The sequence below is a fragment of the Pseudomonas sp. RIT409 genome (assembly GCF_003052515.2).
Lineage (GTDB): Bacteria > Pseudomonadota > Gammaproteobacteria > Pseudomonadales > Pseudomonadaceae > Aquipseudomonas.
The window spans coordinates 23909-36419 of sequence record NZ_QARE02000002.1; the positions used below are offsets into that span (position 1 = coordinate 23909).

Annotated in this window: 13 protein-coding genes; 9 read left to right on the top strand and 4 right to left on the bottom strand. The window is 60.4% G+C overall.

Translation table 11 applies throughout. From position 1 onward, the window contains the following. Positions 1-53 precede the first annotated feature (53 nt). Together DBP26_RS02625 and DBP26_RS02630 are read left to right on the top strand one after the other, a co-directional pair. On the top strand, positions 54-344 hold the full coding sequence (locus DBP26_RS02625; RefSeq protein ID WP_108236395.1) for a DUF2782 domain-containing protein: 291 nt from the start codon (positions 54-56) through the stop codon (positions 342-344). Positions 345-377: 33 nt separating this feature from the next. After that, a complete protein-coding gene (locus tag DBP26_RS02630; RefSeq protein WP_108236394.1) occupies positions 378-1328 on the top strand; it encodes a homoserine kinase in 951 nt (316 codons plus the stop codon). Positions 1329-1429: 101 nt separating this feature from the next. Here DBP26_RS02630 and DBP26_RS02635 read toward each other — a convergent pair whose 3' ends face one another. After that, positions 1430-2356, bottom strand: a complete 927-nt coding sequence (locus DBP26_RS02635) for a zinc ABC transporter substrate-binding protein ZnuA (protein WP_108236393.1) — start codon at positions 2354-2356, stop codon at positions 1430-1432. 57 nt (positions 2357-2413) lie between these two features. Between DBP26_RS02635 and DBP26_RS02640 the strand changes: the two genes are divergently transcribed. From DBP26_RS02640 to DBP26_RS02655, 4 genes are all read left to right on the top strand, one after another. Then, positions 2414-2896, top strand: a complete 483-nt coding sequence (locus tag DBP26_RS02640) for a Fur family transcriptional regulator (RefSeq protein ID WP_108236392.1) — start codon at positions 2414-2416, stop codon at positions 2894-2896. Then, a complete protein-coding gene (gene znuC, locus DBP26_RS02645; protein ID WP_108236440.1) occupies positions 2896-3708 on the top strand; it encodes a zinc ABC transporter ATP-binding protein ZnuC in 813 nt (270 codons plus the stop codon). Before DBP26_RS02640 ends, znuC begins: the two co-directional genes overlap by 1 nt. After that, a complete protein-coding gene (gene znuB / locus DBP26_RS02650; protein WP_108236391.1) occupies positions 3701-4483 on the top strand; it encodes a zinc ABC transporter permease subunit ZnuB in 783 nt (260 codons plus the stop codon). The genes znuC and znuB overlap by 8 nt, the downstream gene beginning before the upstream one ends. Before the next feature lie 158 nt (positions 4484-4641). Next, positions 4642-5355 carry a PA5502 family lipoprotein gene (locus DBP26_RS02655; RefSeq protein ID WP_108236390.1) on the top strand — a complete coding sequence of 238 codons (714 nt, stop codon included), beginning with the start codon at positions 4642-4644 and terminating at the stop codon, positions 5353-5355. Between the two features lie 161 nt (positions 5356-5516). Here DBP26_RS02655 and katE read toward each other — a convergent pair whose 3' ends face one another. Beyond that, the gene (katE, locus tag DBP26_RS02660) at positions 5517-7676 is read right to left on the bottom strand and encodes a catalase HPII (protein ID WP_108236389.1); all 2160 of its coding nucleotides are present in this window, start codon (positions 7674-7676) and stop codon (positions 5517-5519) included. 400 nt (positions 7677-8076) lie between these two features. Between katE and DBP26_RS02665 the strand changes: the two genes are divergently transcribed. From DBP26_RS02665 to DBP26_RS02675, 3 genes are all read left to right on the top strand, one after another. Beyond that, positions 8077-9084 carry a methionine ABC transporter ATP-binding protein gene (locus tag DBP26_RS02665; RefSeq protein ID WP_108236388.1) on the top strand — a complete coding sequence of 336 codons (1008 nt, stop codon included), beginning with the start codon at positions 8077-8079 and terminating at the stop codon, positions 9082-9084. Beyond that, positions 9084-9758 (top strand): methionine ABC transporter permease, encoded by a 675-nt coding sequence (locus DBP26_RS02670; RefSeq protein WP_108236387.1) that lies wholly within the window; start codon positions 9084-9086, stop codon positions 9756-9758. Before DBP26_RS02665 ends, DBP26_RS02670 begins: the two co-directional genes overlap by 1 nt. A 65-nt stretch (positions 9759-9823) precedes the next feature. Continuing rightward, positions 9824-10597: a MetQ/NlpA family ABC transporter substrate-binding protein gene (locus DBP26_RS02675; protein ID WP_108236386.1), complete on the top strand. Its 774-nt coding sequence runs from the start codon at positions 9824-9826 to the stop codon at positions 10595-10597. A gap of 54 nt (positions 10598-10651) precedes the next feature. On the opposite strand, the gene DBP26_RS02680 is transcribed toward DBP26_RS02675, so the two are convergent. Both DBP26_RS02680 and DBP26_RS02685 read right to left on the bottom strand, forming a co-directional pair. Continuing rightward, a complete protein-coding gene (locus tag DBP26_RS02680; protein WP_108236385.1) occupies positions 10652-11284 on the bottom strand; it encodes an SCO family protein in 633 nt (210 codons plus the stop codon). Between the two features lie 166 nt (positions 11285-11450). Next, on the bottom strand, positions 11451-12509 hold the full coding sequence (locus DBP26_RS02685; RefSeq protein ID WP_108236384.1) for a COX15/CtaA family protein: 1059 nt from the start codon (positions 12507-12509) through the stop codon (positions 11451-11453). Positions 12510-12511: the final 2 nt, after the last annotated feature.

The following is a 12511-nucleotide window of genomic DNA, read 5'->3' on the forward strand; positions in this document are numbered from 1 at the left end:
CGGGGTCGGCGCTAGAATGCGAAGACCGTTGACGACAAAGGAGCAAGGTTATCATGCGTACGCAAAATCGCTTGTTACTGGTCGCTCTGTTGCTGGCTTTCCCTCTCTTTGCACACGCGGCGGAGGATCAAGCTCCTACGGCTGAGCCTGACGTGACCATTCGCAAGGACGGCGATACCTTCGTTCAGGAGTACAAAGCCAACGGCTTCGTTTATGCGGTAAAAATCACGCCAAAACACGGCAAGCCGTACTATCTCGTGCGCGCCGATGGCACAAGCGGTCAATTCATCCGTTCGGACCCACCGGACATGCTGATTCCCCAATGGGTATTATTCAGCTGGTAGGCCCTACATTCACTTTTTGCTGGCAGTGTTCATATGTCCGTTTTTACTCCCCTGGCTCGGCCTGAGCTGGAAACCTTTCTCGCCCCGTACGGGCTCGGCCACCTGCGCGATTTCCAGGGCATTGCAGCCGGAAGTGAAAACACCAACTACTTCATCAGCATGGAACAAGGCGAATTCGTCCTGACCCTGGTCGAGCGCGGCCCCGTACAGGAGATGCCCTTTTTCATCGAGTTGCTCGACGTCCTGCACGAGGCGGACCTACCTGTCCCTTATGCGCTGCGGACCACCGACGGCCAGGCGCTGCGCCAGCTCAAGGGCAAACCGGCCTTGCTGCAGCCGCGCCTGTCCGGTAAGCATCCGTCCGAGCCGAACACTCAGCACTGCGCGCAGATTGGCGAACTGCTTGCCCACATGCATTTGGCCACGCGCGACAACCCCATCGAGCGCCGTACGGATCGGGGTCTGGAGTGGATGCTGCAGGAAGGTGGCAACTTTGTCTCTCACCTCGGGGAAACGGAAGCAGCGCTGCTGAAGGCCTCGGTGGAGGAAATCGCCCACCAGCAGGCAAAGATCATGGCGCTGCCCCGTGCCAACGTCCACGCGGACCTGTTCCGCGACAACACGCTGTTCGAAGGCACGCATCTGACCGGGGTGATCGATTTCTACAATGCCTGCTCCGCACCGATGCTCTACGACGTGGCGATCGCCGTAAACGACTGGTGCTCATTCGAGGATGGCAGCATCGATGCGCCCCGCGCACGGGCACTGCTGGGGGCTTACGCCGCCTTGCGTTCCTTCACGGCAGCAGAAGCCGACTTGTGGCCAACCATGCTGCGAGTCGGTTGCGTCAGGTTCTGGTTGTCGCGACTGATCGCCGCGGAGAGCTTCGCGGGCCAGGACGTGCTGATTCACGACCCTGGGGAGTTTCGCATACGTCTGGAGCAACGCCAGGAAACGCACATTCCCCTGCCATTCGCCCTGTAAACGGCCATCTTGATGGCGACGTCCGCGTCAGGAGGACGGTGAGTGAGGCAGCTCACTCCCCGTGCAACCGATGAGCGGCACACGGCTTAGAGCGACCGCGGTCATAGGTTTTCCAGGCATCCCGCCAAGTCGTCTGCCAGCCGGGTCAGCAATTGCTCGTACCCTTGCGCAGTGGCGGGGGTGTAACCACCCAGCGCGTCCAATTCAGCCAGCTTCACCGGCAAACCCGCACTGAGGGTATCCGCCAGCTTCGGTCGCAGCGGGGGCTCGCTGAACACGCAGGTCTTGCCGTATTCAGCCAACCGCTCGCGCATCGCGGCCACATGCTGCGCACCAGGTTGCACATCATGGCTCACGGCGAACACACCGGCATGCTGGATGCCGTAGGCCTCCTCGAAGTAATCGAACGCCTCGTGGAACACAAAATACTGTTTGCCTGCGATACCCGCCACGCGCTGCTTGATCTTGGCATCCAGCGCGTCCAATCGCGCATCGAAAGCGTTGAGATTGCTTTGGTAACGGGCAGCGTTGGCAGGGTCGATGTTGCCAAGGTCCGCCGCCATTCTGGCCGCGATCACTCGGGCGTTGACCGTCGATAGCCACAGGTGCGCATCAATGCTGCCGGGGCGGTGGTCATGATCGTGTTCATCGTCATCGTCGTGGTGCGAGCTGCTGGCGGTGAACGTGCGCAAGTGCATCCCCGGCAACGACTGCACGGCAACCGACGTCTTGCTGCGATTGGTCAGTACCCGCGGCAGAAACGTCTCCATGTCCGGGCCGATCCAGTACAGCAGATCGACATCCTGGACACGCCGTACGTCGGAAGGACGCAATGCATAATTGTGCGGCGACGCGCCCGGTGGAAGAAGCACCTCGGGCACGGCGACACCGTCCTGCACGGCAGCTGCGATCAGCTGCAGCGGCTTGATACTGGTCAATACGCGGACATCGGCCTGGGCGGGGGAAAGGATGGAAAAACCGGTGATGAATACGACAAAAAGTAAAAAAAGTCGGGACACGATGACCACTCACAGGGGCAGGAACGGGTAACATAATAACGTCTCTATCAGAAGCCGTCGCCGCCCATGTCTAAAACACCCTTGGCCAGTCGCCCTCACGATCACTCTCATTGCGTGCACAGCGCCCTCGCTGAAGCCGATGCACTGTGCGCCGGAAAAGGCCTGCGTCTGACGGCCTTGCGGCGGCGCGTCCTCGAACTGGTCTGGCAGAGCCACAAGCCACTGGGTGCGTACGACATACTCGCTGTGCTGAGTGAAGAGGATGGCCGTCGGGCTGCACCGCCCACCGTCTATCGTGCGCTGGATTTCCTGCTGGAGCACGGCCTGGTGCATCGCATTGCCTCGCTCAACGCGTTCGCCGGCTGTAACCATCCCACTCACGCGCATCAGGGCCAGTTTTTGATCTGCCGCGAATGCCATGCAGCCATCGAGTTGCAGCATGGCGCCATCAGTGCGGCCATCATCAATGCCGCCAACGAAGTCGGCTTCGCCGTGGAAACTCAGACCGTCGAAGTCGTGGGCGTGTGCGCGGGCTGCAAGGCCGCCTGATGAGCGACGCATTGATTCGCTTGAAAGGCGTGAGTGTCACCCGCACCGGCCAAAACGTGCTGGACAACATTCAGTTGAGTGTCAGGCCTGGCGAGATCGTGACCCTCATCGGCCCCAACGGTGCCGGCAAGACCACACTCGTCAAAGCGGTGCTGGGCCTGCTGAAACCGGACGCGGGCGACGTCTGGCGCAAGCCCCGGTTGCGCGTGGGCTACATGCCGCAAAAACTGCACGTGGACGCCACGCTGCCCCTTTCTGTCCTGCGGTTCCTGCGTCTCGTACCGGGAGTCGACAGGGCCATGGCCCTGGCCGCACTGGCCGAGGTCGGAGCCGAAAGGGTCATCGACAGCCCGCTCCAGGGTATTTCGGGGGGCGAGATGCAACGCGTGCTGCTGGCCCGGGCGCTGTTGCGCAAACCGGAACTGCTGGTGCTCGACGAGCCTGTCCAAGGCGTAGACGTAGCCGGGCAGGCGGAGCTCTACGCCTTGATCACTCAACTGCGCGACCGCCACCAATGCGGCGTGCTGATGGTGTCCCATGATTTGCACTTGGTGATGAGCACCACTGACCAAGTGGTGTGCCTGAATCGCCATGTCTGCTGTTCGGGACATCCCGAGCAGGTCAGCAACGATCCGGCATTCGTCGAGCTGTTCGGCCAGAACGCGCCCAGCCTGGCGATCTATTACCACCATCACGATCACGCCCATGACCTGCATGGAGAGGTGTGCCAGGCCACTCCAGCCCATGAACACGGCCCGTTGCATGGCCACACTCACGATCATGACCATGGGGACAACTGCAAGCATGGCTGATTTTCTACTCTTTGCCTTGCTCGCAGGCCTCTCTCTGGCCGTCGTTGCCGGCCCATTGGGTTCGTTCGTGGTCTGGCGGCGCATGGCCTATTTCGGCGACACCCTGTCCCATGCCGCCCTGTTGGGGGTAGCGCTGGGGTTCCTGCTGGACATCAGCCCGGCCATCGCTGTCACGGTCGGCTGTTTGCTTCTCGCGATTCTTCTGGTGACGCTTCAACAACGCCAACCCTTGGCCTCCGACACGCTGTTGGGCATCCTGGCGCCCAGCACGTTGTCCCTGGGGCTGGTGGTGCTGAGTTTCATGCGGGAAGTTCGCATCGACTTGATGGGGTATCTGTTTGGCGATCTGCTGGCGATCAGCCCTCTCGATCTGGGGTGGATTCTCGGCGGCAGCGCGGCAGTTCTGGTGCTGATCTGTGCGCTTTGGCGTCCGCTGCTGGCGATCACCGTGCACGAGGAATTGGCAATGGTCGAAGGCCTGCCAGTGGCGGCCTTGCGCATGACCCTGATGCTGTTGATTGCCGTGGTGATCGCCGTGGCGATGAAGATCGTTGGCGTTCTGCTGATTACATCGCTGCTGATCATTCCAGCGGCTGCGGCACAACGTCACGCTCGCTCACCCGAGCAGATGGCTCTGGGGGCCAGCGTGCTTGGCATCGTCGCCGTGTGCGGCGGGCTGGCGCTGTCATGGTTCAAGGACACCCCTGCGGGCCCGTCCATCGTGGTCTGCGCTGCGGCATTGTTTCTGCTCAGTTTCGTTTTGCCCAAGCGGTAGAACCTTGCCTTGGAACGAGAGTCATACTCGGCAATCATTGAATGGCGGCAATGTGCAATGATGCGATACCGCGCCGCGGTGCGTGATCGGTTGTTTTCGGTGCAAGCCACTTTATGTGTAGACTTGCTCGTTTTTTGCGCAAATAGAGAATCGCTGGAATGAAGCCGTTCCCATCCCGTTATCTGCTGCTTGCTGCATTATCCGTCCTGTTGGGCGCCTGCCAGAGCAAACCTGTCGAAACCCCCGCTCAAGTGTCGGCGCCTGATGCGTACCAGCAGTTGGACCAGAACATTGCCAGTAGCGAGCTGGCCACCGCTGAAGACCAGCTCGCTGCGTTGCAAGCCAAAGACCCTGACGACCCGCGTGTGGAGCAGTACCAGCGCAAACTGGCCGAGGCCTATCTGACTCGCAGCCAGATCGTCCTGCAGAAAGGCGACGTCAATGCCGCTGCCACGGCGCTGAGCCGTGCCCGTGCACTGATGCCCAAGGCACCCGCGCTGACGAGCGGTGTCAACGGGGCCATCGCCAATGCGCGCAAGGCCGAACTGGAAAAGGCTGAGGCTGAATTGCGGGCAGCGGAAGCCAAACGCACGGCGAAGATCATCGACCCCACCACTGAAAGCACTGCCGTTACGCTGAAAATCACGGATTCCAGGCAATTGCGTCGGCAGTTGAATGACATCGCTGCAGATGTTGTGGCGTTCAATTGCGAGGTGATGGTGCAAGTGCCGCGCACCGATGACTATCCATGGTTGGCCACCTTGCTCAGCAAGCGTGTTGCCAAGATCAATCCCGATTTCGAGCTGCAGATTCAGCGGGGGATCGAAAAAGCGCAACCTGCACAGATCATCCTCAAACCCGCAAAGCTCTGAACACCGCCTGCTTCGAACGCAAAAGGCGCTGCCCTCACAGGCAGCGCCTTTTTTCGTTTACGGGTGAGCTTGTCGTCGCAAGCACCCGATTGGTCGATGGCCCTTTGACGACGCCATTGACCAACCGGCGAGGGGCAGTGAACTGCCCCCCAGTCAAGGCATCAAGCCGGAATGGCTTTGGCCTTGGGCTCACGCGCCCACACACGGTGCTGCCGGATGGCCTCGAAGAACGCCTTGAACGACTGAGTGTCCGACACCGCCAGCAGGCCAGCATCTTCTTCAAGACGCAGCAGGTCGATCAGCTCTTTCGCCTCGCCTGCGTAGGAAATGGCCTTCAAGTGCTTGTAGGCCTCGAGAACATAATGCAGCGCGACGCCATTACCGCTCAGCGCCTTGATGGACGCCGCCCCCCCTGGAATGAACACCGCATCGAAGGCGATCGACGGCAGGCCCTCGAGGGAGGCGTCCACTGCCAGCGTTTTCCCGCCTGCCGTTTTGACAGGCGCCGACGTCGGGCCCAACACCTTGGCGTGGGCCGCTTCCGCTTCTAGCGCGGCCTTCATCGCAGCCACTGCTTTGTCGTCTACCCCGTCCGCCACCACGATTGCCACTTTGCGCGACGCGATGTCGGGAGCCAGCAGATTCGCCTGACTCAACAGGGGCGACTTGTCCACGGTGGGCTTGCCGGTTTTTTGCGCTTTGACGGTTGGGCCGGTTGGCGCAGGCAACCCAAGGTTTTCCGCAACCCGAGAAGCCAGGGTCATGTCGATGTTCGCCAGGATTTCGTTCACTTGTCGGGCACGGATGTACTCGCGCTCGACCTTGCCCAGTTCGAAACTGTATGCGGCGATGATGTGTTCCTTCTCGTGCTCACTCATGCTGTTGAAGAACAGCGTGGCCTGGGAGAAGTGATCGGCGAAGGACGGGCTGCGTTCGCGGACCTTATGCGCCTCGATGCGCTCCTGATAGCTCTCGAAACCGCCGTCTTCGGGCGCGGCCGGTGTCTCCTTCGGCCAACCACCGTCAATGGAATTGGGCTCATAGGACGCACGGCCCTTGTCGATGGTCATCCGATGCTGAGCGTCGCGCTGGCCGTTGTGATTGGCCGCAACCGGACGGTTGATCGGAATCTCATGGAAGTTCGGCCCGCCCAAGCGGCTGATTTGCGTGTCGGTGTAAGAGAACAAGCGCCCCTGCAACAGCGGATCGTTGGAGAAATCGATACCGGGCACAATGTGGCCGGGGCAAAACGCAACTTGCTCGGTTTCGGCGAAATAATTGTCGGGGTTGCGGTTGAGTACCATTTTGCCCAAAGGCGTCACCGGGACCATTTCCTCAGGAATGATCTTGGTCGGGTCGAGCAAGTCGAAGTCGAACTTGTGTTCATCTTCTTCGGCGACGATCTGCACACCCAATTCCCATTCAGGGTAGTCACCCGACTCGATGGACTCCCACAAATCGCGGCGATGGTAATCGGTGTCCTTGCCAGCGAGCTTCTGCGCCTCGTCCCACAGCAACGAGCAGGTTCCGTATTTGGGCTTCCAGTGGAATTTGACGAATGAGGATTTACCTTCCGTGTTGATCAGCCGGAAAGTGTGGATACCGAAGCCTTGCATGGTACGCAGGCTTTTCGGGATCGCCCGGTCGGACATCGCCCAGATCACCATGTGCGCTGATTCGGGCACCAGCGAAACGAAGTCCCAAAAAGTATCGTGAGCCGAGCCCCCAGTGGGGATCTCGTTGTGAGGCTCGGGTTTTACCGCGTGTACGAAGTCGGGGAACTTGATCGCGTCCTGAATGAAGAACACCGGCATGTTGTTGCCCACCAAGTCGAAGTTGCCTTCATCGGTGTAGAACTTCACGGCGAAACCCCGCACATCACGCACGGTGTCGCCTGATCCACGCGGCCCTTGCACTGTGGAGAAGCGAACGAACACAGGGGTTTTCTTGCCCGGGTCGCGCAAAAATTGCGCCTTGCTCAATGCGCTGTGGTTTTCATAACTCTGAAAATAGCCGTGGGCCGCGGTGCCGCGGGCGTGCACGATGCGCTCCGGGATGCGCTCATGGTCAAAGTGCGTGATTTTTTCACGCATGATGAAATCTTCGAGCAGAGACGGTCCGCGATTGCCCGCCTTCAGGGTGTTTTGGTTGTCGGAGACTTTTACCCCCTGGTTGGTGCGCAGGGCTTGGCCGGTCGCGTCGGAGCGAAACGGCTCGAGGCTGTCGAGCTTGGTGTTGGTATTGCCCCGATCAAGGGTGTCAGTCCCTGCCAGTTCGCTCTTCGGGGTGCTGCTTACAGGTGCGGGTTTCTTCGTGGCCATCAGTCAAAGACTCCTCGGTTCAGGCAGCTCTTTTCTCGGTCTTCCGCAGGGAAAGGTCGGTGCGAGCTTGATAAGCAGGACTGCCCTGATAAAAACAGGGCAAATCCCGGTGCTTAGCTAATGACTGAGGAGAAAAAGGGCCGTTCCTTTTATTTTCAACCTTTGGTCTAACGTTGAGTCACAGGTATGACGCTTCCCGTTATGACCGTTCGGCAGGTGATCTGCCAAATAAATGCTAAGAACGCTGGGCCTAAACCCGGCCCGGCAGGCTAAAATGCGCGCCCGGTTTATCCAGCCAAGGCGACAGACGGCCAAAAATGGCATCGCCACGCAGCTCGCAGGTGCATCGCACCTCTTTTCGCGAGCTGAACTACCAACGCGCCCCCACAAGGTTCGCTACGTGATCGAGTTTCAAGACGTCCATAAAACCTATCGGGTCGCCGACAGGGAAATTCCAGCGCTGCACCCCACGAGTCTGCAGATCGAAAACGGCCAGGTGTTCGGTCTGATCGGCCACTCGGGTGCAGGCAAAAGCACCATGCTGCGTCTGATTAACCGCCTAGAAGCCCCGAGCGGCGGCAAGATCATCGTCGATGGCGTGGATGTCACCGCGCTGGACGCCAACGGCCTGCGCGGCTTCCGTCAACAAGTCGGGATGATCTTCCAGCACTTCAATCTGCTGTCGTCCAAAACCGTGGCCGACAACGTCGCCATGCCGCTGACACTGGCCGGGGACATGAACCGCGGCCAGATAGACCAGCGCGTTGCCGAGTTGCTGGCGCGGGTGGGCCTGTCTGACCACGCGAAAAAGTACCCGGCGCAACTGTCCGGCGGCCAGAAGCAGCGCGTCGGCATCGCTCGCGCACTGGCGACCAAACCGAAAATCCTGCTGTGCGACGAGGCCACCAGCGCTCTCGACCCACAGACCACGGCATCGGTGCTGCAATTGCTGGCCGAGATCAATCGCGAGCTGAAGTTGACCATCGTGTTGATCACCCATGAGATGGACGTGATTCGTCGCGTCTGTGACCAAGTGGCCGTGATGGACGCGGGGGTGATCGTCGAGCAGGGGGCCGTGGCCGATGTGTTTTTGCATCCCGAACACCCGACCACCCGCCGCTTCGTGCAGGAAGACGAGCAGGTCGACGAAAATGAACAGAACTCGGACTTCGCTCATGTTCAGGGGCGCATCGTGCGTCTGACATTCCAAGGCGATGCGACTTACGCGCCACTGCTGGGCACCGTCGCCCGGGAAACCGGGGTGGACTACAGCATCCTGGCCGGACGAATCGACCGCATCAAGGACACTCCCTACGGGCAACTGACGCTGGCCATCACCGGCGGTGACATGGACGCCGCATTCGCGCGTTTCACTGCAGCGGACGTTCACATGGAGATCCTACGCTGATGGATACCCTCGCTACTCTGTTTTCCAACGTCGACTGGTATGAAATCTGGGTCGCTACCGGCGACACATTGATCATGCTCGGCATTTCCCTGGCGTTTACTGTGCTGCTGGGGCTTCCGTTGGGCGTGTTGATGTTCCTCACGTCGCCGCGCCAGTTGCTGGAAAACAAACCGGTTTACGCGACCATCGGCCTGATCGTGAATATGCTTCGGGCCCTGCCGTTCATCATTCTGCTGATCGTCATGATGCCGCTGACGGAAATCATCACCGGCACTTCATTGGGGATTCTCGGCACTTTGCCCCCGTTGATCGCGGGTGCCACGCCGTTCTTTGCCCGCCTGGTGGAAACCGCTCTGCGTGAAGTGGATCGCGGGATCATCGAAGCGATTCAGGCAATGGGGGCCACTACGCGCCAGATCATCGTCAAGGCGCTGCTGCCAGAAGCGCGTCCGGGCATCCTGGCCGCCGTCACCGTCACGGCCATCGCGCTGGTATCGTTCACTGCCATGGCCGGTGCGGTCGGGGCAGGCGGGCTTGGTGACCTGGCAATTCGCTACGGTTATCAGCGCTTCCAGAACGATGTGATGTTCGTGACGGTCGTACTGCTGCTGGTATTGGTGCAGATTCTGCAAACCGTGGGCGACAAGCTGGTCGCGCACTTTTCACATCGCTAAACGAATTGGGCCAGCCTTGAGCTGGCACATGCGCGCCAAGGGGCGCGCATTTCAAGGAGCAAGATATGAAGAAACTGTTGGCCGTTTTCGCAGCCGTCACCGCGCTGTCTGCCCACGCCGATGAAACGCTGACCGTCGCCGCCACCGCCGTGCCTCACGCCGAGATTCTCGAGTTCGTGAAACCGGCGCTGGCCAAAGAAGGTGTGACGCTGAACGTGAAGGTTTTCAATGACTACATTCAGCCGAACGTGCAGGTCGACCAGAAGCGCATGGACGCCAACTTCTTCCAGCACCAGCCTTACCTGGATGAATTCAACAAAGGCAAGGGCACACATCTGGTGAGCGTGGCCAAGGTGCACGTCGAGCCCTTTGGCGCGTACTCCGACAAGATCAAGAACCTGGCCGATCTCCCGGACGGTGCGACCGTGGCATTGCCCAACGATGCAACCAACGAAGGTCGTGCATTTCTGCTGCTGGTCAAAGCCGGCCTGATCACCCTCAAGGATCCGACCAGCATCACGGCCAAGCCGAGCGACGTGCAGCAGAACCCGAAAGCACTGAAATTCCGTGAACTGGAAGCGGCGACCCTGCCGCGGGTGCTGACCCAAGTGGACCTGGCCCTGATCAACACCAACTATGCGTTGGCGGCCAAACTCGACCCGACCAAGGATGCATTGGTCATCGAAGGCGCAGAATCGCCTTACGCCAATATTCTGGTTACCCGCGAGGACAACAAGGACGCCCCGGCAATCCAGAAACTGGTAGCCGCGCTGCACAGCCCGGAAACCAAACAGTTCATCGAGACCCAGTACAAAGGCGCCGTGGTCCCGGCGTTCTGATTCCTGTCAGATGATCGCGTCCACGCGTGTGGGCGCGCTTCATACCGGCCGCGGTCACTTCCTCTCCATCAGCCGCGGCAATTGCGCCACCAGCTTCTGGTTGTTCAACGGCGCGCGAATGAACCCCCGCTGCGTCCCGTCCGGGCCTAGCACAGCGAGATTGCCGCTGTGGTCGACCGTGTAATTGGGCTGAGTGGTATCCGCCGGAATGAATGGGATGCTGACCGCATTGGCCAGTTTCTGGATGGCGTCCACAGGCGCCGTCATCCCCTGAAACTGTTTGTCGAAATAACCCAGGTAGGTCTTCAGCTGCTGTGGCGTATCGCGATTCGGGTCGACGCTGACCAGCACCACCCGCAGCTGGTCCACGGCCTCCTTGGGCAACTCGCTCTTGATTTGTCGCAACTGGGCAAGGGTGGTGGGACAGATGTCCGGGCAGAAGGTGTAGCCGAAAAACAGCAATGTCCATTTGCCTTTCAGCGAGTCCAGCGCGACGGACTGGCCGTCCTGATCAACCAGTTTCATATCTGGCAGGGAGCGGCTTTGAGGAAGCAGGATAATCCCAGCGTCGATCAGCGCCGCCTGATCGCCCGGCCCTTTGCCAGAAAGCACACGATTGACGGTCAGGCCGAGAATCAACGCCACAACGGCGACCAGGATAAAAACGGTTTTTTGGGTACGGGTCATAGTTCAGCAACAGGTGGTGGTCGAAAAGCAGCGCGATGACCTCTGCAAGTACTCGATCGAGTACGTGAAGGTGTCCGTGGCGACATGCACGGTTGCCACGGTACAACACACGTCTGCCACCCGAAAGCGAATCTCCGGGACAGGGACGAGGCCCTGAGCGGCACCTTCACCGATGCGGCCCGAGGTGCAGCAAAACATGGGCATGGTGCCAGACATTCGGCGCCTGCTTGCGGGCTGTGGCCCAAGCCGGCCGCAAGCGGTAATTGATGAACGTCAAGGTCGCCATCAACGCAGCGCCGCCCGCGGTGTGAGCCACCGCGAGGCCCGGCGGCAAATGAAAGGCCACAGTGCTGATGCCCAATGTCAGTTGAACCCCGAGTGTTAGCATCAGCAGGCCCGCCAGGCCCCGTAGTCGGGCGCGATACAGCCGCCACGCCAGCCAGGAAAGGGACACGGCGACCAGCAGCGCCCCAATGCGGTGGGTCAAATGAATGGCCGTGCGCGCTGTGCTGTCCAACTGGCCGCCGAGATAGTTGGGGCCGATGTGTTGCATCAGGTGGAAGCCATTGGCGAAGTCTGCTTCGGGCCACCACTGGCCCTGACAAGTGGGCAGGTCAGTGCAGGCCATGGCGGCGTAGTTGGCGCTGACCCAACCGCCCAGCGCGATCTGCGATGCGACCAGGACCAGGCCGACCGCTGCCAAGTGTCGCAACCCGGGATCAACTCGGCGTAACGGTGCGGCAAACCGCCCACTAAGGCGGGCGGTAAGCAGGCACAGCAGGCTGAGCGTCGTGATTCCACCCAACAGATGGGCTGTGACCACTTGCGGCCATAACTTGAGGGTCACCGTCCACATGCCAAACGCCGCCTGCGCAAAGACCACCCCTACCAGCAACAGCGGCAGACCGACTGGCTGGCCGACGTCCAGCCGCCGATGCCAGCCTTGCGCGCCAAGGACCAAGATCATCAGCGCCAGGCCGCCCGCGAAATAGCGATGCAACATCTCGTTGCGACCCTTGTGCGCCTCGACCGGCGCGTTCGGGTAATGCAACTCCGCGTGGGCAAGCTGCGCTTCTGTGTAAGGGACGCTGATAAATCCGTAGCACCCCGGCCAGTCCGGGCAGCCGAGCCCGGCGTGGGTCAGTCGCGTGTAGGCACCGAGCAGCACGACCAGCAGTGCCAACAGCGTTGCGCACAAAGCCAGACGAAATCCGGGCCGGTTCATAT